The following is a 25,119-nucleotide window of genomic DNA, read 5'->3' on the forward strand; positions in this document are numbered from 1 at the left end:
GAGCTAGGTATCGTCGAGGGCGATGACCCGGTCGTTTGCGCCGGGCACGCAGCCGTCGGCGATCGGTTCCCAGCCCCGATGCACCACCACCTGCTTGCCATCGTGGCAGATTTCCACGCGCTCGCTGGCGGGCAGGCGCTGGCGCGCGAACGCTTCCAGGCTGGCCGGCAAGCTCGTTTCCAGCTGCATCGTGCCGATGGCTTCCGGCGGGTGGTCGTCCATGTGCACGAGCGGCACGAAGATCGAACCGAGCATCAGCCAGCGCGCACCCACGTCGACGGGGGCGGGCGCATAGGGCGCGGCGCGCAGCCAGTCCTGGGCGCGCGCGCGCAAGTCGCTGCCGGCGGCCAGCTCACCCCAGGCCGAGGCCAGCAATTCCACCACCCACTGATTGCAATTCTGGTATTTCAGGCTGAAGGCATACGCGTTGGCGCTGTAGCGGCCTGCCAGCAACTGCTGCACGCGCACGGGGTCGAGCAGGGCGCGGCGCAGGGGCGGCACGGTCTCGGCCGGCAGTTTCACGAGCGAGATGTAGCCCAGTGCCGGGTTTTCCGTGCCCATGGCGAAACCGGCCGTGCCCTGGTCGAAGATGCGCGGGCGGCCCTCGTCGCAGGCGTAGTACAGCTGGCGCGCGGACCAGCCGCTGTCGTTGTCGTGGCGCCAGGCCAGTGCCGCATGCGAATAGCGGATGCCGAAGCGGGCCAGGTCCAGGCCGGAGCGGCTGATCAGGGCCACGCTGCCTTCGCTGGCGGCCAGTTCCTCGCGCACGACGGCGGCAAAGCGCAACAGGCGATCCTGTTCCGTGGCCGTGAGCTCCTGTGCGCGGTCGCAAAAACGCGAGGAGGCGAGCGAGGTGCCCGCCTGGGCGGCGCCCATGCTGAAGATGGCGCAAACGCCCAGCAGCAGTGCCGGGCGGCGCGGGAGAAAACGAATCAAAGGCTGACGGGACGCGTGGCCATTTCGCCGTACCAGTCGTCGGCCAGCACGAGGAAGAAGGCGGCGCGCGTGTCGTTGCGCGAGAATTCGATGCCGTAGGCGCGGTTTTGCGCATGCACCACGTCGCCCTGCGCCAGTTGCTGCTTGTCGAGCGCCGCTTGCGGCAAGTCCAGCACCAGCGGCGTTGCCGTGGCGTCGGCCTGCATGGTCAGGCGCGTCATGCCGTCGCGGCCCGGCACGGCGGCCACGTCGATGATGCGATAGGGGCCATTGGCCACCTTGTTGTCGCGCGAGGAGCTGTTGCTCGAACCGTTGAGCGAGTCGGAAATGCTGCCGCTCGACTGGGAGCCTGCGCTGGAGGCCGAGGAAACGAAGCTGTCGGCGTTGGCGTTGCACGCCATGGTCAGAGCTGCGGCCAGGCCGAGCATGCGTAAGGTGGAGGTAGTCAAGGCAGTTTTCCAGTGGACATCAATGAAAGCGGACCGGGTCCATCCCGGCCCGCGCCATCATAGCAGATCGGCCATCAGCTGAGCAGTACCTCGATCAGGCCCTTTGCTTCGGCCGACGGCTGCGTGCGCAGCGCCTGCAGCACGGGATCGTGTTCCAGGTAGGCTTGCAGCTGCGTGCTGACGGTGATGCCGGCCTGCGGCAGTGGCGAAGGGACGGGTGCCAGCGCCTTGGCCAGCAGCAGGGTGTCGCGCAAGCCCTCGGGCGGCAGCATGATGGTCGAGCCGGGCAAGGCATTGACGGCATCGGCCACCGGCTGCGGCACGCCCAGCTGGCGCATCAGCGAGCGGCCTATCACTTCCAGGGCGGACGCCATCTGCGTTTCCAGGTGGGCATACAGGCCCGGGGTCTTGTCGGCCTGGGCCAGCAAATAAAAGCCGGCCACTTCATGCACGATGCCGGCAAACAGCGCCGTATCGGCATCCGTATGCGTGACGGCGCTGGCCAGTCCATGCGCCAGCGCCGCCACGTGCACGGTGTGCGCCCACAGCTGGGTGGCGCGGGCGCGCAAGGCTTCGTCGCGGATGCCCGCGTTCAGCTGGCGGATGACGGCCGCCGTCGCCAGCGAGTACAGGTTGCGGTGTCCCAGCCGCTCGACGGCGGCGCGCACGCTGGTGATGGCGGGCGTATGGCCGGGCGAGAACAGGGCCGAATTGGCCAGCGCCACGGCGCGCGCCGACAAGGTCGGTTCGCACAGCAGCAGCCGGCTTATGTCGGCCGAGTGGCAATCCGGGTTGGCCAGTTCCTTTTGCAGGAGCAGTGCCGTATTGATGCTGGTGGGAAAGGCCAGGGTTTCCGTTTCGGCGCTGGCCAAAAGTTGCGCCAGGCTGCTGAGCGTGTTGACGTGCATGGATAGGGGAGCGAGAAGTAGCAATGTCTGCATATTATCAGGCAATGTGGCCTGCATGGCGTCCGCCTGCCTTTCTTGCGAAACAAGTTCCGCATCGGCCCATTCATCAGCCCAGCTTATAGGTCCTAGTGGCTATGCGCCGCTAATCAGCGCGGGCCAGCGCTGTTAAGCTTGTATGGCCAGGACAGGCGAAGCCGGCTGCCCGGCGGCACGCCCATTCTGGGAGCCGATCTTACCGGCAAGAAAGGAAAACAGCCATGCATCGATACGCCGCGGCACTCTTGCCGCTTTGCCTGCCCGCCGGGGCCGTCTCTGCCTCCGCGTCTGCCGAGGCCGCTGCCACGCACGCCGCCGTCACCGTCACGCGCGCCGCCGCCATGCCCACCATCACGGGCGACGCCGCCTATTTCACGGGCACGGTCGAAGTCGACGCCATGTTCCAGCGGCCGTCTCCGGCCCGCGTGGGCGGCGGCATCGTCACCTTTGCGCCCGGCGCCCGCACGGCTTGGCATACGCATCCGCTAGGCCAGACCCTGATCGTCACGCAAGGCAGTGGCTGGGTACAGCACTGGCAGGGCCCGCTGCAGGCGCTGGCGGTCGGCGACGTGGCGTGGATACCGCCCGGGGTCAAGCACTGGCATGGCGCGACGGCCACGTCCGCCATGCAGCATGTTGCGATTGCGGAGGCGCAAGATGGCACGGCGGTAACGTGGCTGGAGCAGGTGGCGGATGACGGCTACCCCAGATAGTCAGGGCTGCCCGCCGTGCGCCAGGATCTCCAGGAAAGCCGCCACCAGGCGGCTTTTTTCATCGGCCCGCGTAACGGCCACCACCGTGGTGCTGGTGGCGATATCGTCCACGGGCAGGAAGACCACATCGGTGCGGTTGTTTTCCGCGATCGAGCGGGCCACCAGAGTGGCGCCCAGGCCGGCGGCCACCAGCGACAGGGCGGTGTAGATTTCCACGGCTGAATACGCCACGGCCGGCTCGGCGCCCGCCGCCTTCAGCGCGGCGACAATCTGCTGGCCAAACGGGCTGATCGGATCTTTCGGATACAGGATGAAGGGAATGTCCGCCAGTTCGGCTGCGCGCAGCGATGTCCGTCCCGCCAGTCGATGGTGCAGGGGCAGGGCGGCCACCAGCGGGTCGTCCAGTGTGACCGCGTGACACAGGTCGGGCGGCGCTTCGCAGGGACCGATGAAGCGCGACAGGCCAATATCGATGCGCCCCTGGCGCAGCTGCGCCGGCTGGTATTCGGACAGTGCCTCGACCAGGTCCAGCTGCACTTGGGGATAGGCGGCGCGAAATTGCCGGATGGCCCGCGGCAGTACGGAAAACGTGGCCGAGCGGGTAAACGCGATGCCCAGCCAGCCGTGGCTGCCCGTCGCCAGCCCCTTGGCCTCGTCGTCCAGGCGCGCCGTCTGCTGCAGCAGCTCCTTGGCGCGCGGATAGAAAAACCGGCCCAGCGGCGTCGGCTCCATGGGCCGGCGCGAACGGTCGAACAGCTCGCCGCCCAGGTGGGTTTCCAGCTGCCCCAGCTGCATGCTGATGGCCGTCGGCGCCACGTGCAGGCGCTCGGCCGCGTGCGCGGCGCTGCCCGCTTCCACCACCTCGCAAAAATACCGCAACTGTCTTAGGTTCATTTTTATTGATTTAAGAGTCAATAATCGATGTTTGATATTGAAAACACTTTATATGAAACTGGGTTCCACGACAACAAGATCTGGAGACGTTTCATGGAAGACAGTGTATTCACGCAGGCGCGGGGCTTGAGCAGCGCGGAAGTGTCGGACGCGCTCGACTATTTCGGCTTGCCCGGCAGCGTGCCCGGCATCGTTCCCGTGGCCGGACCGCAGCGCCTGTTCGGCCCCGCCTTCACCGTGCGTTTCGCCCCCATCGACAGCCAGTGCCCCGGCACGGTGGGCGATTACCTCGACGATATTCCTGCTGGCGCCATTGCCGTGCTCGATAACACCGGCCGCGGCGATTGCACTGTGTGGGGCGGCATCATGAGCCACCTGGCGGCGCACCGCAGCGTGGCGGGCACGGTCATCGATGGCGTGTGCCGCGACACGGCGGAAGCGGACGCCGCCGGCTACCCGCTGTTTGCGCTGGGACATTTCATGCGCACCGGCAAGGACCGGGTACAGGTGGACGCCGTCGGCGCCCCTGTCAGCCTGGCCGGCGTGCGCGTGGCGCCAGGTGACATCGTCGTGGCCGACCAGGATGGCGTCGTCATCGTGCCGGCGGGCAGGGCACATGCGGTGTTCCAGCGCGCCCTGGCCATGCAGGCGGTCGAACACGCCATCGTCGCCGCCGCGCTGGACGGCATGCCCCTGCGCGACGCGCGGCGCCAGTTCGGCTATCACACCTTGCAGCGCAAACCCGTGCCCGCCGCCTGAAGCAAGTCATCTTCCCCACTTACCTGAAAGCACACCATGGATCAGACTGTTTCCATTGCCACCCTGCACGCCCTGCGCCAGCTGGGCGCGGCCACCATCTATGAAGCGCAGGGCGCGAAAGGCGCGCTCGACAGCGGCATCAAGCCGATTGCGCCCGGCATGCGCCTGGCCGGCCCCGCCCTGACCGTCGATACGCGGCCGGCCGACAACCTGATGCTGCACTACGCCATGCTCAAGGCCCGGCCCGGCGACGTGCTGGTGGTCGACGCCAAGGGGTTTCTGGAAGCGGGCGTGTGGGGCGACGTGTTTACCGAGCAAGCGCAGCGGATCGGCCTGGCCGGCCTGGTGATCCACGGCGCCGTGCGCGACGCGGCCGCCATGACGCAGGCCGGCTTTCCCGTCTTTAGCAGGGGCCTGTCGATCAAGGGCACGGGCAAGCACCAGCCGGGGCGCCTCAACGTGACCATCACCATTGGCGACGTTGGCATCGATCCCGGCGACATCATCGTCGGCGACCAGGATGGCGTGGTGGTGGTGCGGCGCCACGAGGTGGACGACGTGCTGCTGAAAAGCCGCCAGCGCGAAGAGAAGGAAGCGCAATTCCGCCAGCAGATCCGAGACGGCGCCACGACCGTCGAACTGCTGGGCCTGGACGAGACGCTGCGCCGGCTGCAGTTGGGCTGATACGCGAACACCACTATAAAAACCAGGAGACACCCCATGCATACCACCATCACCGCCTCGGCTGTGGCGCCCGTCGCATCGCGTCCCACGCGCTACCGCTGGGTCGTTGCGGCCCTGTTTTTCATCGTTTACACGATTGCCGCCGCCGACCGCGCCAACCTGGGCGTGGTCTTGCCGTTCTTGCGCAAGGAATTTGAAATGAGTAATACCGACGCGGGCGGCCTCGTCAGCCTGTTCCTCGTCGCCTATGCGCTGGCGCAACTGCCTTCCGCCTGGCTGCTGTCGAAGTTTGGCGTGCGCAAGGTGTTTACGATTTCCATGATCCTCACGTCGATTGCCACGGGACTGACGGGGCTCGTGGGCTCCTTGCTGTCATTAAAACTGTGCCGCATCGGCCTGGGCCTGGCCGAAGGACCATTGCCGATCGGCGTGACGACCACTATCAATCACTGGTTTCCTTCGCGCGAGAAGGGCACGGCGTCGGGTCTGTTCTTGTCCGCCGTCAAGTTCGGCCCCGTCATCACGCCGATCCTCGGTGCTGCCATCATCGCCGCCTGGGGCTGGCGCGAAGTGTTCATCTGGTTTTCCGTGCCCGGCGTGATCCTGGCCATCTTCTGGTATTTCCTGGTGACCAACAAGCCGGTGGAGAGCCGCTTCGTCAATGCCGAAGAACTGGCCGTCATCGAAGAAAAGGCGCTTGATGGCAGCAGCACCGGCGCGGCGGCCACGTCGCGGCCCATGCCCTGGCTCGACAGGCTGATCCGCGTGCGCGCGGTGCCCATCGTCAGCACCAGCCGTGGCGTGTTTGCTTCGTGGAATATCCTCGGCTGCGCGCTCGGCTATTGCTGCCAGCTGGGCATTTCCAGCGTGCTGCTGGCCTGGATCCCCACATATTTGCTGACGGTAAAGCAGTTTTCCATCATGAACATGGGCATGGTGGCGGCCGCACCGTGGGTAGGCGCCGTGTTCGGCAACATCCTCGGCGGCTTGCTGGCCGACCGCGTGCTCGACAAGCGCAGGAAACCCGGCATGCTCATTTCCGCCCTGTCGACGGCCGTCATGATGTATTTGCTCATCCATGCGCCAGCCGACCCGCTGCAATACGGCGCGCTGCTGTTCCTCACGGGCGTGCTGCTGAGCATAGGTTTTTCCGCCTACATGGTGTATCCGATGCAATTCGTATCGAAGGAAAAATTCCCCGTCGCCAATGCGGTCGTGAACATGGGCGGCCAGCTGGGCGGCGCCGCCACGCCGTGGATCGTCGGCATGCTGCTCGACCACTACGGCTGGGATTATGTCTTCGGCTTCATGGCGGCCATTTCCTGCCTGACCTTCCTGGTGGTGCTGACGATTGTCGAACCGTTGAAGCTGCGGCCGTCAGGGCAGCAGTAAGGAATGCTGGCTGGCCGTATGGAAATCGCGCCACACGCGGTTGATGGTGCTGTCTTCGCGGGCCGCGTACAGGCCGCAATAGGGGTACAGACCATCGACGGCGGCGCGGCACGCGGCCACCAGGTCCAGCGAACTGGTCTGCACGGCCTGCATGCCGTCCGCGTCGAGGGCCGCGCCGGCGGCAACCGTTGCCCAGCTCTCATCCAGCACGGCATAAAAGCGGGCACGGGCGGCAGCGCAGGCGTCTTGCTTGCCTTGCAGGAATGCGGCTACTTCCGGCACGTCCAGCAGCGGCAAGCTGGCGCGCGCATGGCGGCGGTGGCGCATGCATTCCTCTGCCAGCTGCATGAAATGCGCGGCCATGCCGGCCACATTGGCGGCCAGGGTCACGTAGGCCAGTGAGTAAAACGGGTAGCGGTACAGGGGGCCGTCGGCCGTCGCGGTGTCGGGACTGATCGTAAAGCCATGTTCCTTGCTGAGCCACTGGCCGTCGATGCGGTAGCTGTGCGAGGCGCTGGCGCGCATGCCGATGCTGTTCCACGAGGGCACCAGTTGCACTAGCGCGGCGGGCACGAGGAAGGCGCGGATGCGCGGCTTGCCATCCGCATCGAGCAGGGGCTGGCCATCGCGCTGCAGCCTGGCGTTCAGGGTGAAGTGGGTGGCCATCGGCGCGCCGCTGGCGTAGTCCCAGCTGCCCGAGATGCGGTAGCCGTCGCCTTCCTCTTCCGCATCACCGGTGGCCGCGCCGCTGCCGCCCAGGCAGACCCGGGGCGTGCCGATGATTGCGCGCGCCATGTTGGGCGCCAGAAAGCCGGCGAACCAGCCGGCGCCCGTGCACAGGGTCAGCACCCAGCCCATGCTGCCATCGACGGCCGCCACGGCTTCTTCCAGGCGCACCACTTGCGGCAAGGGCAGCTCGGCGCCGCCCGCACTACGCGGCGCCAGCATCGTCAGCCAGCCGCGCCGGTGCAGCAAGGCTTGCTGCACCGGATGCAAAAAGCGGGCGGCGTCGGCCGCCGGCGCATGGCGCGCGATGCGGCGCGCGTCGCGCCCGGAAAGGGTGGCAAGGGTAGCGAGGACAGCGTGCGGCATGGGCGGAATCCGGCAATGGCAGAGGCGGGCATTTTCGCACAGTGCCGTGTACAGGGGATAGTCAGCGCCTGTTGCGGCGCCAGTCCGGCGTCTGTAAGCTGCAGGAAAGGGGGAAATATGTACAGATTCGTCAATGCGGGGAGCGCGGCGGCATTACTGTTGTGCCTGTCAGCCTGCGCCAGCGTGCCGCCACCGCCGCCGGTCATCATAGTGGGCAAGGATGACATCACCGTGGCGGGACAGCGCGTCCACACGGTGGAGGAGATGCTGGCCGTCCTGGCCGAGAAGAATATGACCAGTGTAGCCTTGCGTACGGAGCCGGACGTCCCCTATGAGCGCATCGGAGCGGTGATCTACTCCATCTTTCGCGCCGACAGAAAGGTGACGGAAGTGGGCCGCTCCGCAGCACCGTGAGTTCTGCCATGCCGGCCGCCAATGCCTGCCGCCGCAAGTGGTGACTATGCGACATGGTGCGAACGGGCATAAGCGGCTACAGTATGGCGTTCCTTCCTTGAAAGCGTACCGTCCATGAGCACGTCCCGTCTTCCCGACCCGCACTTCGCCGAGAAAGTCCGCGCCAGTTTTGATTTGCAGAACGCCATGACCTTGATCCAGGCCAGCCTGCCCGTGGTGGCGCATGGCAGCACGGAAATCCATGTGCCGCATTGGAGCGGCATCGAGCAGCAGCATGGCTTCGTGCATGGCGGCGTGGTCGGCATGATCGCGGACTCGGCTGCCGGCTACGCGGCCATGACCATGGTGGCCGACGGCGCGTCCGTGCTGACGGTGGAATACAAGATGAATTTGCTCGCGCCCGCCGATGGCGAGAAACTGATCGCGCGCGGCAAGGTGGTGCGTCCGGGGCGCACCCTGATCGTCACGCAGGCGGAAGTGTACGCCGTGCGCGATGGCAGGGAAACCTTGTGCGCGCTGATGCAGCAAACCATCATGGTGATGCACGGCAAGTCGGAAAAGACGTGAGCCGTGCACCGGACAACGGCGCTCAAGCCGCCTTGGCCAGGCCTTCCGCTTCCAATGCCGCCTTCACGCTGTCGCGCTGGCCCACTCTCGCCAGGAAAGCTTGTACCTGCGCCAGCGCGGACAAATCCACGCCCACGCTTGGCGCCCAGCCCGTGATGACGAACAGGTAGGCGTCGGCGACCGTGAACGTGTCGCCGGTCAGGTAAGCCTGGCCTTCCAGGCGGCTGTCCACCCACTTGTATTTCTTGCCCAGTTGCTTGATGAACAGTGCCTTGGTGGCGGCGTCGATGCGGGGATCGAACAGGGGGCTGAACGATTTGTGCAGCTCGGACGTGATGTAGTTCTGCCATTCCAGCACCTTGTAGCGGGCAAAACTGCCCACGGGCGGCAACAGGTCCTGTCTGCCGGCCTGTTCGGCGATGTACTGGGCGATGACGGGGCCTTCGCTCAAGGTCGTTCCATCATCGAGCGCCAGCAGCGGCACTTGGCCTTTCGGGTTGAGTTCGTAGTAATTACCGCCTTCCTGCGTCTTGTGCTGGCCCAGGTCGACCTTGACCAGGGTGAACGGCGTGCCCGTTTCGCGCAGGATGATGTGCGGTGCCTGCGAGCAGGCGCCCGGCGAGTAGAAGAGTTTCATGGCGATCCTTGAACAGGTGGGAAAACAGCCACTATAGTCCTGCGCAGCCGCACGGTAAACGCGTGTTCGTTTGGTGACTGCGCATGCCCGGTGCGGGATTGCGCTGGCTCAAACCCGGGGATAGCGCAAGGTGTCGAGCAACAAGGTAAACGCGGGAGAAGGGTGGCGCCGGCTCGGGTAATACAGCTTGTAGCCCGCGTACGCGGGGCACCAGTCGTCCAGCACGCGGACCAGGCGGCCATCGGCCACATAGGGCAGCACCACGTCTTCGGCCATGCAAGCCACGCCCAGTCCATCGAGCGCCGAATGCAATCGCATGGCCATGTTGTTGTAGATCATCTGTCCTTCCACCCGTACTTTCAGTTCCTGCCCATGCTTGGCAAACTCCCAGGCAAACAGGCCGCCCAGGGTGGGCAGGCGCATGTTGATGCAGTTGTGCGCCATCAAGTCCTGCGGCGTGGCGGGCGGCGCATGGCGGCTGAAATACGCGGGCGAAGCGACGATGGCCATGCGGAAATCGGGACCGATGGGCATGGCGATCATGTCCTTGGCCACTTGCTCGCCCAGGCGCACGCCCGCGTCGCAGCGCGCGGCCACGATGTCGGTCATGCCGTTGTCGACGACGACTTCGATGTTGATGTCGGGATAGTCCGGCAGCAAACGGGCGATGGCCGGCTGCAGCACCGTCAGCGCCGAGTGTTCTCCCGCACTGATGCGGATGTTGCCGGCCGGTTTGTTGCGCCGCTCGCTGAGCAGGGCCAGTTCCGCCTCGATCTCGTCGAAGCGGGGCGCCACCGTGCGCAGCAGCTGTTCGCCCGCTTCCGTGGGCGAGACGCTGCGCGTGGTGCGCACCAGCAGGCGCAAGTCGAGCCGTTCTTCCAGCGCGCGCACGGTCTGGCTCAGGGCCGACTGGGACACGCCCAGCTTGGCCGCCGCCCGGGTAAAACTGCCTTCGCGGGCCACGGCCACGAAGGCGAGGATGTCGTTGAAGTTGGTTTGTGCCATGGCGGATGTCTTTCCAATTCATTAGTTGCGCTAATAAGTTCATGCGGACTTTAGCATCTATTCATGGTAATGCGCCAGCCTTACAGTGTAGGCATGAAAACTGCTACCGATTCCGCTATCCCCGCCGCGCCGCACAAGGCGGCCATCCTTGCCATCATCCTCGTCAGCTATGTGATGATCGTGCTCGACACGTCCATTGTGCTGACGGGCTTGCCGAAAATCCACCAGGAACTGGGCTTTACGGATACGGGCCTGGCCTGGGTGCAAAGCGCCTACACCCTGACGTTTGGCGGCTTGCTGCTGCTGGCCGCGCGCGCCGGCGATGCGTATGGCCGGCGCCGCCTGTTGCAGCTGGGCCTGGCGCTGTTCACGCTGGCGTCGCTGGCCATCGGCCTGGCGCAGTCGCCGGCCATGATGATTGCCGCGCGCGCCATCCAGGGCGTGGGCGCGGCCATTCTGGCGCCGTCGACCCTGGCCTTGCTGCAAACCACGTTTGCGGAGGGGCGCGAACGCACGCGGGCCATCGCCCTGTACAGCGCCGTGGCGGGGATCGCCGCCAGCGTGGGGCTGGTGCTGGGCGGCGTGCTGGCCGAATGGCTGTCGTGGCGCGTGGGTTTCTTCATCAACCTGCCGATTGGCGCCGCCATGCTGGTGGCCACGCGCCGTTTCATCGCGGAAAGCGCGCGCAGCGGGGGCCAGTTCGACGTGGCCGGCGCGGCCAGCTCGACCATGGGCATGTCGGCCCTCGTGTATGGCTTGATCCGCTCGGCCGGCGCCGGCTGGGGCGATGCCTTGACGCAGGGTGCGCTGGCGGCGGGCGTGCTGCTGCTGGCCGCCTTCATCTTCATCGAGCGGCGCGCCGCGCAACCGATCCTGCCGCTGCGCCTGTTTGCCGATGCGCAGCGCAATGCGGCGTACGGAGCCAGGGTGCTGTTCCTGGGCGCCATGATCGGGTTTTTCTTTTTCACCACGCAATTTTTGCAAGTGGTGCTCGGCTATCCGCCATCATTGACTGGCCTGGCTTTCCTGCCCATGACCCTGGTCAACTTCGGCGTCGCCCTGTGCGTGCCGCGTTTGACGCGCCGCCTGGGCAATGCGCGCTTGCTGGCCATGGGACTGGGATTGACCCTGCTGGGCATGGCATGGCTGAGCCGCGTCGACGCGGGCACGGCTTACTGGCTGGGGGTGGCCTTGCCCATGGTGCTGATCGGCGCGGGGCAGGGCATGGCCTTGAGCCCCCTGACGGCGGCCGGCGTGGCCGGCGTGCCGGCGCGGGATGCGGGCGCCGCCTCGGGCATCGTCAACGTGGCGCACCAGCTGGGAAGTTCGCTGGGGCTGGCGGCGCTGGTGGCCGTGGCCGGCCTGGGCGCGGGCCAGCTGGCAGGCGTGCCCCTGCTGGCGCACCGCGTGACGGTGGCTCTGGGCAGCGCCTCTGCCATGCTGGCGCTGGCCTTGCTGCTGGTGCTGACTTGTCAGGCGCGGCCACCCAAGCTGCCGCCCCCATCCACCGCCAGCACCTGACCTGTCACGTAACTGGCTTGTTCCGATAGCAGGAAGCCGGCAGCGGCGGCAATTTCATCGGGCTGTCCCAGCCGCCGCATCGGGATTGTTCCAAGAATCTGGCGTTCCATTTCGCTGCCGACGGGACGGGTCTTGCGGAATAGTTCCGTTTCCACGGGGCCTGGCGCGACCGCATTGACCGTCACGCCGTGTTCGGCCAATTCCAGGGCCCAGGTTCTCGTGCAGCCGACCAGGGCGCTTTTGGCGGCGGAATAGGCCGTGCGGTTCACGCTGCCGTGGATGGCACGGCTGCAGATATTGACTATCCGGCCATACCGGCGCTGCTTCATCGCCTCCACGAATTGCTGCGTCACCTGGATGGCGGCGCGCACATTCAGATCGAAGACGTTCTGCAACGTGGCAAAGTCGATTTGACCCAGTGGCTGGGGCGAGGCAATGCCTGCATTGTTCACGATGCCGTCGATGTCAAACTGTTTTTCAAGCGCCTTGAGCACTGCCTCCGTCTGCGCCAGGTCGGACAGATCGCAGGCCACCAGCGTGCCCGGAAAGTCCATGTCTTCGATGTGCCGCGCGATGCCGACGACCCGATGGCCTTGCTGATGCAGCAAGGTGCTGATGGCATAACCGATGCCGCGGGTCGCGCCAGTGACGAGAAAAGTACGAGGTTGCATGGGGGAGGATTTCCTTAGGCCAGAAAATGCAGCTTGAAAGGGTACACTTTTTTGCCATTGCATGCTTCGCTGCCGGGCTTGCTGTCTGCGCTGTCATGCCGCCGCAGCGCCTGACCACTCGCGCAGCAATTGTCCGAACGCGTCGGCCGCCGCCGTGCTGCCGGCGGCGCGCCACAGCAGCTGGAACTGGGCGGCGGGCAGGGCGGGCAAGCCATGCTGGCCATCGATGACCACCATGCCCGGCTCCAGGTCGCCCTGTGGCAAGGCCGTGATCGCCAGCCCCGCCAGCACGGCGGCGCGCAAGCCCTGCTGGCTGGGCGAGGTGAACGCCACGCGCCAGTCGAGTCCGGCGCCATCGAGGGCGTCGACGCCCACTTGCCGGTGCATGCAGGGCGCCGGTGAAAACGCCAGCGGCAGGGGCAGCGCGCCTTCATGCCGGAAGTCGTGCGCCGCGGCCCAGACGAAGCGCGTGCGGCGCAGCACGGCCGCTTCATCTTGCCCGTCCGCAAGGGTCATGACAACGGCCAGGTCCAGCGCATCGGCGGCGACCAGTTTTTGCAAGTCAAGATAGGTGCCCACCGTGACATCCAGTCGAACGGACGGAAACAGGTGCGCGAACTGCGCCAGCAGGGCCGGCAGGCGCGCGCCCATGAAATTTTCCGGTACGCCGAAGCGCACGGCGCCCGCAATCGCGGAGCGCTGGAAACGCCGCGACAGCGCATCCTGGGCTGCCAGGATCTGCCGCGCGTGGCGCAGAAAATCTTCGCCATCTTCCGTCAGGCGCAGGCTGCGCGTCGTGCGCATCAGCAGCGCGGCGCCCGCTTGCTCTTCCAGGCGGCGGATCTGGTGGCTGATGGCGGACTGGCTCAGGTGCAGCCGTTCGGCGGCGCGCGTAAAGCCGCCCGTTTCCTGGACGGCCACAAAGGCGCGCAGCAGGGCGGTGTCGAAGTCCATGGGGTTCCAGTGATTCATGATGAAAATGAATGAATTGTACAAAATTTTATCATTTCCCTCATGAGTCCTGGCTTTCTAGAATGGCGGCTCGCAGTGCGCCTTCTCCACGCGCACCTCCATGACTACCGATAACAAGGTTTCGATGTTACTGACTCTTTCGCAACAAAATGCACTGACCCTGGCCGCCGTCTGCCTGGCCTCGCTCATGTTCGGCCTGGAAATTTCCAGCGTGCCCGTCATCCTGCCCACGCTGGAAACCGTGCTGCATGGCGACTTCAAGGACTTGCAGTGGATCATGAACGCCTACACCCTGGCCTGCACCACCGTGCTGATGGCCACGGGCACCCTGGCTGACCGCTATGGCCGCAAGCGCTTGCTGCTCGCCAGCCTGGTCCTGTTCGGCGTCAGCTCCCTCGCATGCGGCTGGGCCGGCAGCACGGGCGTGCTGATCGCCGCGCGCGCGCTGCAGGGCATGGCTGGCGGCGCCATGCTGATTTGCCAGGTGGCCGTGCTGTCGCAGCAGTTCCCGGCCGGCGCGGCGCGGGGCAGGGCGTTCGGCGCCTGGGGCATCGTGTTTGGCCTGGGCCTGGGCTTCGGCCCCATCATCGGCGCGGCCATCGTCGCGCTGTCAAACTGGCAGTGGGTATTTCTCGTGCACGGCCCGCTGGCCGTCGTTGCGCTGCTGCTGGCGGGCCTGGGCGTGAGCGAGTCGCGCGACCCGCAGCGGCGCAAGCTGGACGTGGCGGGCATCGCTACCCTGTCGCTGGCCGTGTTCAGTCTGGCGTGGTGCATCACGCAGGGGCCGGCGCTGGGTTTCATTGATCCCCGTACGCTGGCCAGCCTGGCCGTGGCGCTAACCGGTTTTGCCGCGTTTGCCGTCATCGAACGGCGCCAGGCCGAACCGATGATCGACTTTTCCGTGTTCCGCATCCGCCGCTTCTCGGGTGCGCTGCTCGGTTCGGCGGGCATGAACTGCAGTTTCTGGCCGCTCATGATTTATCTGCCCTTGTACGTGCAGCACGGTCTCGGCTATAGCAGCCTGGGTACGGGCCTGACCTTGCTGGCCTACACCTTGCCCACCTTGCTCGTGCCGCCGCTGGCCGAGCGGCTGGCGCTGCGCTACCGGGCCGATGCGGTGATCCCTGCCGGCTTGCTGTCCATCGGCACGGGCTTGCTGCTGATGTGCTGGGGCAGCCATGCGGACGCCGCCAGCTGGCTGACGATCCTGCCCGGCTGCCTGCTGGCGGGCACGGGCCTGGGCTTGACCAATACGCCCGTCACCAACACGACGACGGGCGCTGTGCCCGGCGAACGGGCCGGCATGGCTTCCAGCATCGACATCAGCGCGCGCATGGTCAGCCTGTCCATCAATATCGCGCTGATGGGCTTTATCCTCGTCGAAGCCATCCAGTCCGCCTTGCGGCAGCAGCTGCCCGGGAGACTGGACGCGGCCACCTTGCGCGCCATGGCGGAGAATTTGTCGGCAGGCAAGGGCGTCGCCGCGCTGCCGGATGGCGTGGCGAAGCTTGCGCTGGCACAAGGCTTTGGCGCCGTGATGCTGTACGGAGGCGTGGCTGCCTGCCTGTTCGCCGTGGCCAGCTGGCTGGTGTTTGGCGCCGGACGGTCGCGGCAGGCTGCCGGCATGCCGGCGCGCTGAGATACAGGGGCAGGGGAGGCTATAATCTGGGCACGTTGACAAGTGTTGCTCAACGTCATTACGAGGCCGCCCATGCATAAACTGATTTCTGAACTCACCCGCCTGTATCTGTTCGATGAACAGCAGCAATACGTCGATGCGGACGGCGGCGCGCAGCCGCTGACGCCGGCCGTGCTGGCGCGCCATCTGTCGGGCGAGCAGACGGTAGCGGTGCAACTCGTGACCGGGAGTGGCCTGGCGCGCGCGCTGGTACTGGAGTTTGGCGGCAAGGGCGGCGGTGAGGCGCACTGGAGCGCGCTGTGCACGATCGCCAACGCCGTGCAGCACGAACTGGACTTGCCGGCGCCAGCCGTCAGCATCTCGGGTACGGCGTTCCAGTTATGGCTGTCACTGGCCACGCCCGTGCCCGCCGCCCAGGCGCGCCAGTTCGTGCAGCTGCTGCGTTCCACTTTCTTGCCTGCCTCGACCGACATTCTCGCCGTCGCGCCGCCCGCCTACGTGGAGCAGGTGGCGCTGCCGCCAAGCCTGCAGCCGTCCGGCAAGTGGGCCGCCTTCATCCACCCCAGCATGGGCGCCGCCTTCGTCGACGAACCGGGCCTGGACATGCCACCGCCGCCAGCCGCCCAGCTGGGTTTCCTGGAAAGCTTGCGCAGCATCAACCCGGGACAATTCGCGCAGGCGCTGGCGAAGCTGCAGGGACATGCGGGGCTGGCCGAGGCAGCGCCTGCTCCCGCTCCCGCTCCCGCTGCCATCCCTTTGCCAGCGCCCACGTCTGCTACCCAGCCCGGCTTGCTGTTGCAGGACGCCACGCTGGAAGACATCGTGCGCTGGCTGCATGCGCGCAACATCGAACCGACGTTCCGGCACCGGTTGCCGTAGCCACGGCATGGCTGGCTTGAGGTGAACAAGCAATATATATCGACATTCAGAACAATTGAAATTTCGCATGAAAGGCAGCATTCAATGGATTTCCATGTAGTCGCAAATTCCTATAATTGCTACGGCGGTCACACTACGTTGTCTCCGATTGGGGATTTTCTTCTGGCGGGAGGCGGCAATTTTGGCGACGCGATTCAGGAAATTGCAGTCACGCTTCACTTCAGGGACTCTGGTCCGGCAAAGAAGACGCTGGAATCTCTGTTGGAGAGGCACAACAATTTCCGCTCTACGCTGCCCAAGGTCACTTTTCGAAGAGCAAAGGGCAAGGTCGAGATTGCCATCGCCAGCGAATTGATGGAAGGCCGGGACTGGACGCATTCTTCAACATTATCTTTGCCACTTTTTAAAGCAGGTGTGGATGAAGTCATCCATGCATTAGGGCTATTGAGCAAGCGATTGAAGCGCACTGATGATTTTAGCCTGGAGAAATTTCTGGACCACTGTGAAGCTGCCAGGAAACGCGTCCCGGATTCCGAGGAAGCCCTTCAACTCCTGGCATCCGGGCTGAAGGCAGCGGCACAAGCCAAGCGCGATGGAATGTCAGCCTGGGAGCAGTTGGGAATCGACTGGGAAGACTTTCATCCCAAGGCGCGCGAGATGTTGGATGATCCATTTTTTTGGAACTGCGCGGACGATTTCTCGCCGAACGGTAATGATACTGGAGCCGATCTTCTGGAGAGCTATCGCGAGTGGCACAAGACGCACAAGGATGTCACGCCAATTCGATTCCTCGAGAAACTGGCAAAGCAGTGGGGATACGCCGACATACACGCCATGGACGATGATGTGCGCTGCGAAGCGTCGATTGCTCTCGCATTTGCGGAGATAAAGTTAAGAGCGGCATGCAACCAACAGGCGCGACAACTGGCATTGGACGCTATCGGGCAGCAAAGAGCCCAGGCGCTGGCCGCGGGGGACTGGTCTCATCGCGAAGAAAAGCTGCATGCGTTGGATCAGATCGAAGCAAAGTTGAAGCAAATGGATCACACCATGGTGCATTTGACGGACTGAGACGCAGCGATTACTTTGACGTTCAATGTGACTTCAAGCGGCAGCAATGGGGCGGAAGCTGCCAACGACAGCAGCCAGAAGCGGACTTTTCGTTGGCAATTATTTAAATAAGAAAACATGCACCCACCGTGGAATTTTACCTTTTAGTTTAGGAATGAAAAAATTTCCAAGGAGAAAAGCCGTGGATCATAAGAAAAACAGCAGATTTACACTCAAAGATGTCTTGACAAAAACCAATGCTCAGCGTCTTTCTGAGGCACCAAAAAGCGAGAAAATTATTCATTATGTTTTTGTTTTTGGCATTGCGATTGTTATAGTGACCTCTCTTGTTTTTATGGATTGATTTTTACTCATATACTCTATGGCAACTAATGCCACAGCATTACAGTTTAAAGAATCTCACAAAAAATAATGTTTTATATTTTAGAGACACGATGTATTTCTTAAAAGCAATGCTGCTTGTCGTAACGCCATTGCTAACAGTACAGCCGACATTTGCGTTTGAGTCCTCGGGCAAAGTTGCGGATGTCGCAATCCGTGCTCTCGCTGATCAGACTGCAAAACAGCTTGCGCAAAATGAACTCGATGGCGTTTACGCATCTATGTCGCCTAAACTCAAATCGGTCTACTCCCGCGATGAGTTGGTAAAGCCAGCATGGGGTATGCAAAGAATCTTCGGATGCATTGAATCGTTTGATTTTGAAGCCATCAACTACGGAAAGCGAGGCGTTTAGTTAGAGTGTTGCGACCACCGATTCAATCCGCAGACGACAGCGGACGGTCGCCCAGGAGACGAGTCTGCCTGCAGGCTGTGTCCACATTTTTTGTTCGTCCACACTCGATTATTGAAACAGGGAAATGCCTGCGATGAAAAATCTTGTACTTGCCGTTGCGCTGTGCCTGGCTAACGGCGTTTCGCCAGCGGCGCTTGCCGCAGATGCCGCGCCCACAGTCACCATCGAGAACGCGTTTTCTCCCGATGGCGGGGCGGAGGCGCTGGTGCTCAAGGTCATCGATAGCGCGGCGTCGACGATCCGGCTGGCCGCCTATTCGTTCAGTTCGCCCCATGTGGTCGAGGCCTTGCTGCGGGCGCGGCAGCGGGGCGTGGACGTCAGGGTGCTGACCGATACGCGGCGCAACGCGCGCAAGAACAGCCGCGCTGCGCTGGACCGGCTTGTCGGCGCAGGCATTCCCACACGCCTGATTTCCCGCTATGCCTTGCATCACGACAAGTACATCGTGGCCGATGGCGTGACCGTGCAAAACGGCAGCTTCAATTACACGGCCGATGCGGCCACCGCCAACAGCGAAAACGTGCTCGTCGTGTGGCACAGTGAGCGCCTGGCGCAGTCGTACCTGGCGCACTGGGAAAACCGCTGGGCCAGCGGCATCGACTATGCGCGCGTGCCGCGGCCCTGATCATTGCCCCTGCGCCGCGCCTTGCGCGCGCAGCCAGTCGAATACTTGCCCGACGATGGGCGAACGCGGGTGCTCCGCCACGCCCGACAGCCACCAGGTGGCACCGGGCACGCGCGGATAAGCGGGCAGGATGTGCAGCAGGCCGCGCGCCAGGCTGGCATCGGCCAGCAAGCGGGGCAGGCAGGCGATGCCGCGTCCATCCAGGGTGGCGTCGAGCAGCAGGCGCGCATCGTCATAGATGGCCCGCTTGCGAAAGCGCGCCAGCGGCCCCAGGAACAATGGCGCCGTAGTGTCGCCCGTCAGGCTTTCTTCCAGGCACACCAGATCCGCGTGCAGGTGATGCCCATCCTGCGGCACGCCGGCCAGCCGCGCCGCCAGCTCGCTGTTGGCGACCATCACCCATTCATCGTGCAGCAGGGGGATTTCCTGCAAGTCCGCTTGCAGGAGGGGGCGGTCGCTGATGGCGATATCGACGTCGATCTCATCGACGAAACGGGCGCTTTCATCGACCGACAAGAGCAGACACAGCTCGGGCAGCTGCGCTTCCAGCACGCGCAGCCGGGGCTGCAGCCAGCCGTGCAGCACGGGCGCCGGACACACCAGCACGACCAATCCCGGATCGAGATAGGTGGCGATGCGCCCCAGGCCGCTGCGCAGCACGGTCATCGAGCGCTGCACGCTGCGCAGCAGCACTTCGCCGGCCACCGTCAGCTCCACGCCCCGTCCCGCGCGGCGGAACAGCGGCTGCTTGACCTGTTCTTCCAGCAATTGCACCTGGTGGCTGATGGCCGACTGCGTCACGTGCAGCTCGTCGGCCGCGCGCGAGAAATTGCCATGGCGGGCCGCTGCCTCGAAACCCATCAACAACTTCAGCGAAGGAATGCGATGTTCTGACATATGAGAAAACCTAATGAATTAAGGCAAATCATATCATTTGTTTTCATGTCTTGATCCCGCCACAATGCCGTGCATGCCAAGTGGCTTATTTATAAGGATGAATCATGAACACACGTCGTTATTTCTTGCGCCATTGCATGACTGGTGGCAGCGCGCTGGCCCTGGGCAGCTTGCTGGCCGGCTGCGGCGGTGGCACCGATGGCGGACCGGAAACCGGCCCCGTTGCGCCGCCGCCACCGATCAATAGTGGCGCTGGCGCTCAGCAGGCCGATGGCTGGCGCATGCCCGACGAGGCCGAAGCCCACAAGGCGACGTGGATGGCGTATGGCGCATCCAGCGCCGTGTGGACGCGCGCGCAAGTGCCGCAGGTGCAACTGGCGCTGGTGCGCATCGCCAATGCCATCGCCGCGCATGAACCCGTCAACATGCTGGTGCGTCCGGACGAGCTGGCCGGCGCGCGGCCCTTGTTCGATGCGCGCGTGAACCTGATTCCCGCCGAGATGGATGATGTGTGGATGCGCGACACGGGGCCCGTCTTCGTGCGCAAGCCGAATGGCGAGCGGGCCGGCGTGAAGTTCAACTTCAATGGCTGGGGTAACAAGCAGCAGTCCGGCAAGGATGGGCAGGTGGCCGACCTGGTCGCCGCCCAGGCCCGGGTGCCGCTGCTGGCCACGCGTCTGGTGCTCGAAGGCGGGGCCCTGGAAGTCGATGGCAAGGGCACGGCCATCATCACGGAAAGTTGCGTGCTCAATAGCAACCGCAATCCGGGCTGGAGCAAGGCCGATTGCGAAGCAGAATTGCTGCGCCTGCTGGGCATCCGCAAGGTGATCTGGCTGCCAGGCATCAAGAACCAGGACATCACGGATGCCCACACGGACTTTTACGCCCGTTTCGTGCGCCCCGGCGTGGTGGCGGCGCACCGCGAGATGGATCCGGAATCGTACGATTACGCGCTGGCCCGGCGCCACCTGGAGATCTTGCGTGGCGCCACCGATGCGGATGGCCAGCCGCTGCAGATCGTCGTCATCGACGGCCCCGAGAAAATTCGGCCAGGAAACAACCCGAATACCTTCGCCGCCGGCTACATCAATTATTATGCCACCAGGAACGCCATTTTCCTGCCGGAATTCGGCGATGCGCAAGCGGACGCCAGCGCCAGGGCGCAGTACGCGCAACTGTATCCGGGCCGTGCCGTGATCCAGATCAATATCGATCCCATCGCGGCCGGTGGCGGCGGCATCCATTGCACCACGCAACAGGAAATTGCATAAAGGAGATCAGCATGCAACGACGACATTTCCTCACTGGCACCATGGGCCTGGCGGCGGCCGCCGTGGGCTTGCCGGCCTTGTCCGCCCTGGCGGCGGGCGCGGGCTGGCGCATGCCCGACGAAGGCGAGCGCCACGCCGCCACCTGGATGGCCTTCGGCGCGAATGACGAGGTGTGGGGCAAGCGCCTGAAGGCAGGCGCGCAGGCGGACCTGGCGCGCATCGCGCAGGCGATTGCCAGCGTCGAACCCGTGCACATGCTGGTCAACGAGGAAGACTACGACGTGGCGGCTCGCCTGTGCGGCAACAAGGTCAAGCTGCTGGTGCAGCCCATCGACGACCTGTGGATGCGCGACACGGGGCCCGTCTTCGTGAAAAAGGCGGGCGGGGCGCTGGCCGGCGTGAATTTCAATTTCAATGGCTGGGGCGAAAAACAGGACTACGACGACGATGCGCTGGTGGCCCCTTTCGTGGCCGGACGCGCCGGCGTGGCCGTGCTGGAGAGCAGCCTGGTGCTGGAAGGGGGCGGCATCGAAGTCGATGGACAGGGCACGGCCATCATCACGGAAAGCTGCGTGCTGAACGCCAACCGCAACCCCGGCGTCGGCAAGGCACAGTGCGAGCAGGAATTGCGCCGGCTGCTGGGCATCGAAAAAGTCATCTGGCTGCCCGGCATCGCCGGCCAGGACATCACCGATGGTCACACGGATTTCTATGCCCGCTTCTGCGCCCCCGGCGTCGTCGCGGCCGGCTTTGAAAACGACCCATCCTCGCCCGAGCACGCCGTTACCCGGCGCCACCTCGACATCCTGCGCAAGGCCACGGATGCGCGCGGCCGTCCGCTCCAGGTGGTGGTGCTGCCGGGACCGGGCCAGGTACGCCCGCGCTATGAAAACAAGGATTTCGCCGCCGGCTACATCAATTTTTATGTCTGCAACGGCGCCGTGCTGTGCCCGGAATTCGGCGACGCGACAGCCGACCGCAACACGAAAGCCATCCTGCGCGAACACTTCCCCGGGCGCGACATCGTGCAGCTGAACATCGACGCCATCGCGGCCGGTGGCGGCGGCATCCACTGCACCACGCAGCAGCAGCCGGCATAGGCTTGCCGGTCCGGCGAACGGCTTACACCGTCATTTCCCGGATCAGCGTGGCCACCAGCTGCGCGGCGTCCATTTCCCGCGCCAGCGGCGCGCCCTGGCCGGCCCATTGCGCGGCGAATTCGCTGTTGCCGTGCTGGCTGGCTGCCGCGTTCAATTGCTTGGCGGCATCGTAGGCGACGGGATAGTCGGCCGGCGGCGGGCTGCCCGGCGCTTCGCCATGTTCGATCAGGCGGTTCACCATGCCGCGCGCCAGGCGTCCCGAGAGGGCCGCCGTCAAACGCGTGGCCGCCGCCCGCTCGCTTTTCAGGTTGGCGCGGTAGCCGGCGTTGGCCGAGGATTCCGGGCACAGCACGAACGCCGTGCCCAGCTGGGCGGCAGCCGCGCCCAGATCCAGCGCGGCACGGATGCCTTGTCCATCCATGATGCCGCCGGCGGCGATGAGGGGCAGGGCGGTGCGGCCCGCCAGCAGGCGCAGCAGCACGGTGGTGCTGTGGCGTTCGTCCGGCGCCTGCGGGTCGAAGACGCCGCGATGCCCGCCCGCTTCCACGCCTTGCGCCACGATGGCGTCGACGCCGGCCTGTTCGATGAGCAGCGCCTCGCGCACATTGGTGGCCGTGGCCAGCGTGTAGATGCCGGCCTGGCGCAGGGCGGCAATCTGCTGCTGCGTCGGCAAGCCGAAATGGAAGCTGACGACGGCGGGACGCTGTTCCAGCAACAGGGCAAACGCCGCCTCATTGCCGATAAACGTTTGATAGATCTCGTCGAGTTGCACTGGCACGGCCGCGCCCAGCTCCGCAAACAGGGGCGCCAAATGGGCCAGCCAAGCCGCTTCGCGCTGCGCGTCCCGTGCCGCCGGCGCATGGCAGAACACATTCACATTGAAGGGCTTGTCCGTTAGCGCGCGCGTGTCTTCGATCATCTGGCGCGCCTGCGCCACGGTGCCGGCGCCGATGGCCAGGGATCCCAGGCCGCCCGCGTTCGAGACGGCGGCTGCCATGCGAGGCGTGGAGACGCCCGCCATCGGCGCCTGGATGATGGGGCATTGCAGGCCGAGGCGGTCGAGGAGGGGTTGGATTGACGTCATGGGATTTCCTTCACGAAGTTGAGGACGCTTGAGGATGCTGTGCAATATTCGTATTTGAAGAATATAATAGCATAATCATTTTTAAAAAGAGAATACGATGGAGTCGGAATCATTGCGGATTTTTTGCTCGGTCGCCAGTGAACTGAGCGTCACCCAGGCCGCCGCCCGACTGGGCCGCGCGCCGTCCAGCGTCACCACGCGCATCCAGCAGCTGGAAGCCGACATCGGCGCGGAACTGTTCGTGCGCACGAACAAGCGCATGGCCCTGACTGCGGCGGGCGAGCGCTTTCTCGAGTATGCGCAGCGTTTGCTTGCGCTGGAGGAAGAAGCCCGGCACGTCGTCACGGGCGGGCGCGAGGGGGGCACCTTGCGCATCGGCAGCATGGAAAGCACGGCGGCCAGCCGCTTGCCGGCGCTGCTGGCCGCGTATCACGCCGGTTATCCGGGGACGCGCCTGGAGTTGAGCACGGGGCCGTCGCGCCCCCTGATCGAGCAGGTGCGCACGGGCTTGCTCGACTGCGCCTTCGTGGCCTTGCCGCCGTCGTTCGGCGGCGGCGCCGCCCTGGCGGAGCTGGGCCTGGCATCGAGGGCCGTGTGGCGCGAGGAGCTGTGCTTGCTCCTGCCGGCCAGCGAAGCGTCCGTGCGGCATGCCGCAGACGTGCGCACGCGTTCGCTGGCGGCCTTCCCGCAGGGCTGCACCTACCGCGGCATCGCCGAAGAGGTGCTGGGCGTGGCCGGCAGCACGCAGTGGCGGGTGCAAGAGCTGAGTTCGTATCACATCATGATCGCCTGCGTGGCGGCCGGCGCCTGCGTGACTTTGCTGCCGGCCAGCGTGCTGGCGCTGTCCGACGCGCCTGCCACCTTGACAACGCTGCCCGCAGGGCAAATTGACACTGTGCTGGTCTGGCGCGCGGGATTCGACCTGCCCGCCTTTCAGCATTTGCTGGCGCAAGTCGCCAAGGCGGCGTGATGAGTGCGCCGGCCAGGCTGCGCGCGGCCATCGCCGCGGCCGTCATCCTCGCCATCGGCATGGGCTTTGGCCGCTTCGCCTTCACGGCCATCTACCCGCATATGGTCAAGGAAGGCGTCTTGAGCTTGCGCGACGGCAGCCTGGCCGCCTCGGCCAACTATGCGGGCTATCTGCTGGGCGCCATCCTGGCCATGCGCGCGCGGGCCCACAGCGCACACAGGCTGAGCCTGTGGTCGGTGGCCGGCACGGCGTTGTGCCTGGGCGTGCTGGCCTTGCCGATGCCCGTCTGGCTCTTCGTGACGGTGCGCGGCGTGGCGGGCGTGTTCAGCGCCCTGGCCATGGTGGCCGCCTCGCTGTGGCTGCTGGAACAGCGACGGCATGCGCGCGGCGCGCCGCTGCTGTACGCGGGCGTGGGTGCCGGCATCGCCGTCTCGGCCGAATTGCTGGTGCTGGCATCGCAGCTGGGCTGGCACAGCGCCGGCATGTGGCTGCTGCTGGCCGGCGTCACCGTGCTGGCGGGGCTGGCGGCCGCGCCCGCCATTACCGCCAGCGGCGAGGCAACGCCGGATGCGCCGGCGCAACCGGCCGCATCGGTCTTGGCGCCCGTGGCGCCCTGGCCGCTGGTGCTGATCTACGGACTGGCGGGACTCGGCTACATCGTCACGGCCACGTATCTGCCCGTGCTGGTCAAGACGGCCTTGCCCGGGCTGAATTCCGCCCATGTGTGGGCCGTGTTCGGCCTGGGCGCGGCGCCCTCGTGTTTCCTGTGGTACCGGCTGCATGAGCGTCTGGGCACGCGCCAGGCGCTGCGGCTGAACTTGCTGCTGCAGGCGCTGGGCGTGGCCTTGCCCGTGCTGGCCCCATCGGCCGCCGGCTACTTGTTCAGCGCCATCCTCGTCGGCGGTACGTTTGTCGGTACGGTCACCATCGCCATGCCGGCCGCGCAGCGGGCGGCAGTCAAGGCGGGCAAGTTTGGTTCGAACATGATGGCCATCATGACGGTGGTGTATGGCATCGGACAGATCATCGGCCCCGTGCTGGCCGGCAGCCTGTATGCCCAGTCGCACAGTTTCAACAGCGCATTATTGGCGGCGGCCGGCGCGCTGCTGCTGGCCATTGTGGTGAGCCTGCGTCTGTAA

At 65.1% G+C, this 25,119-nt stretch carries 28 protein-coding genes; 17 read left to right on the plus strand and 11 right to left on the minus strand.

Annotated elements, in window-relative coordinates; genetic code table 11:
- Positions 1-3 precede the first annotated feature (3 nt).
- The 3 genes from O3297_RS05425 to O3297_RS05435 form a co-directional block, all read right to left on the minus strand.
- Entirely contained in the window at positions 4-876 is an 873-nt protein-coding gene (locus tag O3297_RS05425) for a DUF2145 domain-containing protein (RefSeq protein WP_099387546.1), read from the minus strand.
- Between the two features lie 56 nt (positions 877-932).
- Positions 933-1,364 carry a hypothetical protein gene (locus O3297_RS05430; protein ID WP_034788152.1) on the minus strand — a complete coding sequence of 144 codons (432 nt, stop codon included), beginning with the start codon at positions 1,362-1,364 and terminating at the stop codon, positions 933-935.
- A 95-nt stretch (positions 1,365-1,459) separates the two neighbouring features.
- Positions 1,460-2,326, minus strand: coding sequence for an HDOD domain-containing protein (locus tag O3297_RS05435; protein ID WP_305047969.1), 867 nt, complete (start codon positions 2,324-2,326; stop codon positions 1,460-1,462).
- Between the two features lie 224 nt (positions 2,327-2,550).
- Between O3297_RS05435 and O3297_RS05440 the strand changes: the two genes are divergently transcribed.
- The gene (locus O3297_RS05440) at positions 2,551-3,042 is read left to right on the plus strand and encodes a cupin domain-containing protein (RefSeq protein ID WP_305047970.1); all 492 of its coding nucleotides are present in this window, start codon (positions 2,551-2,553) and stop codon (positions 3,040-3,042) included.
- Here O3297_RS05440 and O3297_RS05445 read toward each other — a convergent pair whose 3' ends face one another.
- Positions 3,043-3,936: a LysR family transcriptional regulator gene (locus tag O3297_RS05445; protein WP_305047971.1), complete on the minus strand. Its 894-nt coding sequence runs from the start codon at positions 3,934-3,936 to the stop codon at positions 3,043-3,045.
- A 93-nt stretch (positions 3,937-4,029) separates the two neighbouring features.
- Here O3297_RS05445 and O3297_RS05450 point away from each other — a divergent pair, with 93 nt between their 5' ends.
- Genes O3297_RS05450 through O3297_RS05460 form a run of 3 tightly spaced genes read left to right on the plus strand, consistent with a single transcriptional unit; the run spans position 4,030 to position 6,771 of the window.
- A complete protein-coding gene (locus tag O3297_RS05450; protein WP_305047972.1) occupies positions 4,030-4,695 on the plus strand; it encodes an RraA family protein in 666 nt (221 codons plus the stop codon).
- 36 nt (positions 4,696-4,731) lie between these two features.
- A complete protein-coding gene (locus O3297_RS05455) occupies positions 4,732-5,379 on the plus strand; it encodes a 4-carboxy-4-hydroxy-2-oxoadipate aldolase/oxaloacetate decarboxylase (RefSeq protein ID WP_305047973.1) in 648 nt (215 codons plus the stop codon).
- A 36-nt stretch (positions 5,380-5,415) separates the two neighbouring features.
- Positions 5,416-6,771, plus strand: coding sequence for an MFS transporter (locus tag O3297_RS05460; protein WP_305047974.1), 1,356 nt, complete (start codon positions 5,416-5,418; stop codon positions 6,769-6,771).
- On the opposite strand, the gene O3297_RS05465 is transcribed toward O3297_RS05460, so the two are convergent.
- Entirely contained in the window at positions 6,757-7,863 is a 1,107-nt protein-coding gene (locus O3297_RS05465) for an acyl-CoA dehydrogenase (protein WP_305047975.1), read from the minus strand. The two genes, O3297_RS05460 and O3297_RS05465, sit on opposite strands and share 15 nt — an antisense overlap.
- A 117-nt stretch (positions 7,864-7,980) precedes the next feature.
- Between O3297_RS05465 and O3297_RS05470 the strand changes: the two genes are divergently transcribed.
- Together O3297_RS05470 and O3297_RS05475 are read left to right on the plus strand one after the other, a co-directional pair.
- Positions 7,981-8,277 carry a hypothetical protein gene (locus O3297_RS05470; protein ID WP_305047976.1) on the plus strand — a complete coding sequence of 99 codons (297 nt, stop codon included), beginning with the start codon at positions 7,981-7,983 and terminating at the stop codon, positions 8,275-8,277.
- Between the two features lie 114 nt (positions 8,278-8,391).
- Positions 8,392-8,844, plus strand: a complete 453-nt coding sequence (locus O3297_RS05475; RefSeq protein WP_305047977.1) for a PaaI family thioesterase — start codon at positions 8,392-8,394, stop codon at positions 8,842-8,844.
- 22 nt (positions 8,845-8,866) lie between these two features.
- Here O3297_RS05475 and gstA read toward each other — a convergent pair whose 3' ends face one another.
- Both gstA and O3297_RS05485 read right to left on the minus strand, forming a co-directional pair.
- Positions 8,867-9,481: a glutathione transferase GstA gene (gene gstA, locus O3297_RS05480; RefSeq protein WP_305047978.1), complete on the minus strand. Its 615-nt coding sequence runs from the start codon at positions 9,479-9,481 to the stop codon at positions 8,867-8,869.
- A gap of 108 nt (positions 9,482-9,589) precedes the next feature.
- A complete protein-coding gene (locus tag O3297_RS05485) occupies positions 9,590-10,486 on the minus strand; it encodes a LysR family transcriptional regulator (protein ID WP_305047979.1) in 897 nt (298 codons plus the stop codon).
- Between the two features lie 93 nt (positions 10,487-10,579).
- Here O3297_RS05485 and O3297_RS05490 point away from each other — a divergent pair, with 93 nt between their 5' ends.
- A complete protein-coding gene (locus O3297_RS05490) occupies positions 10,580-12,007 on the plus strand; it encodes an MFS transporter (protein WP_305047980.1) in 1,428 nt (475 codons plus the stop codon).
- Here the strand turns inward: O3297_RS05490 and O3297_RS05495 are convergent.
- Positions 11,959-12,678, minus strand: coding sequence for an SDR family oxidoreductase (locus O3297_RS05495; protein WP_305047981.1), 720 nt, complete (start codon positions 12,676-12,678; stop codon positions 11,959-11,961). The two genes, O3297_RS05490 and O3297_RS05495, sit on opposite strands and share 49 nt — an antisense overlap.
- Before the next feature lie 93 nt (positions 12,679-12,771).
- Positions 12,772-13,632: a LysR substrate-binding domain-containing protein gene (locus O3297_RS05500; RefSeq protein WP_305047982.1), complete on the minus strand. Its 861-nt coding sequence runs from the start codon at positions 13,630-13,632 to the stop codon at positions 12,772-12,774.
- Positions 13,633-13,774: 142 nt separating this feature from the next.
- On the opposite strand from O3297_RS05500, the gene O3297_RS05505 reads away from it, so the two are divergent.
- From O3297_RS05505 to O3297_RS05530, 6 genes are all read left to right on the plus strand, one after another.
- The gene (locus tag O3297_RS05505) at positions 13,775-15,289 is read left to right on the plus strand and encodes an MFS transporter (RefSeq protein ID WP_305047983.1); all 1,515 of its coding nucleotides are present in this window, start codon (positions 13,775-13,777) and stop codon (positions 15,287-15,289) included.
- A 72-nt stretch (positions 15,290-15,361) separates the two neighbouring features.
- A complete protein-coding gene (locus O3297_RS05510) occupies positions 15,362-16,168 on the plus strand; it encodes a hypothetical protein (protein WP_305047984.1) in 807 nt (268 codons plus the stop codon).
- 84 nt (positions 16,169-16,252) lie between these two features.
- Entirely contained in the window at positions 16,253-17,239 is a 987-nt protein-coding gene (locus O3297_RS05515) for a hypothetical protein (RefSeq protein WP_305047985.1), read from the plus strand.
- 181 nt (positions 17,240-17,420) lie between these two features.
- A complete protein-coding gene (locus tag O3297_RS05520; protein ID WP_305047986.1) occupies positions 17,421-17,582 on the plus strand; it encodes a hypothetical protein in 162 nt (53 codons plus the stop codon).
- A gap of 28 nt (positions 17,583-17,610) precedes the next feature.
- Positions 17,611-17,973 carry a hypothetical protein gene (locus tag O3297_RS05525; RefSeq protein WP_305047987.1) on the plus strand — a complete coding sequence of 121 codons (363 nt, stop codon included), beginning with the start codon at positions 17,611-17,613 and terminating at the stop codon, positions 17,971-17,973.
- 133 nt (positions 17,974-18,106) lie between these two features.
- The gene (locus tag O3297_RS05530; protein ID WP_305047988.1) at positions 18,107-18,658 is read left to right on the plus strand and encodes a phospholipase D family protein; all 552 of its coding nucleotides are present in this window, start codon (positions 18,107-18,109) and stop codon (positions 18,656-18,658) included.
- Here O3297_RS05530 and O3297_RS05535 read toward each other — a convergent pair whose 3' ends face one another.
- Complete coding sequence (locus tag O3297_RS05535) at positions 18,659-19,555, minus strand: LysR family transcriptional regulator (protein WP_305047989.1); 897 nt, start codon at positions 19,553-19,555, stop codon at positions 18,659-18,661. It lies immediately after the preceding gene.
- A gap of 104 nt (positions 19,556-19,659) precedes the next feature.
- On the opposite strand from O3297_RS05535, the gene O3297_RS05540 reads away from it, so the two are divergent.
- Positions 19,660-20,826, plus strand: a complete 1,167-nt coding sequence (locus O3297_RS05540; RefSeq protein ID WP_305047990.1) for an agmatine/peptidylarginine deiminase — start codon at positions 19,660-19,662, stop codon at positions 20,824-20,826.
- Positions 20,827-20,837: 11 nt separating this feature from the next.
- Positions 20,838-21,926, plus strand: a complete 1,089-nt coding sequence (locus O3297_RS05545; protein ID WP_305047991.1) for an agmatine/peptidylarginine deiminase — start codon at positions 20,838-20,840, stop codon at positions 21,924-21,926.
- Between the two features lie 22 nt (positions 21,927-21,948).
- Here the strand turns inward: O3297_RS05545 and O3297_RS05550 are convergent, their stop codons facing one another.
- Positions 21,949-23,010, minus strand: a complete 1,062-nt coding sequence (locus O3297_RS05550; RefSeq protein ID WP_305047992.1) for a nitronate monooxygenase family protein — start codon at positions 23,008-23,010, stop codon at positions 21,949-21,951.
- Between the two features lie 97 nt (positions 23,011-23,107).
- On the opposite strand from O3297_RS05550, the gene O3297_RS05555 reads away from it, so the two are divergent.
- Positions 23,108-23,980, plus strand: coding sequence for a LysR family transcriptional regulator (locus tag O3297_RS05555; protein ID WP_151094857.1), 873 nt, complete (start codon positions 23,108-23,110; stop codon positions 23,978-23,980).
- Positions 23,980-25,119, plus strand: coding sequence for a YbfB/YjiJ family MFS transporter (locus tag O3297_RS05560; protein WP_151094859.1), 1,140 nt, complete (start codon positions 23,980-23,982; stop codon positions 25,117-25,119). The genes O3297_RS05555 and O3297_RS05560 overlap by 1 nt, the downstream gene beginning before the upstream one ends.

The organism is Janthinobacterium sp. SUN128 (assembly GCF_030587275.1).
GTDB classification, from domain to species: Bacteria; Pseudomonadota; Gammaproteobacteria; order Burkholderiales; family Burkholderiaceae_D; genus Janthinobacterium; species Janthinobacterium lividum.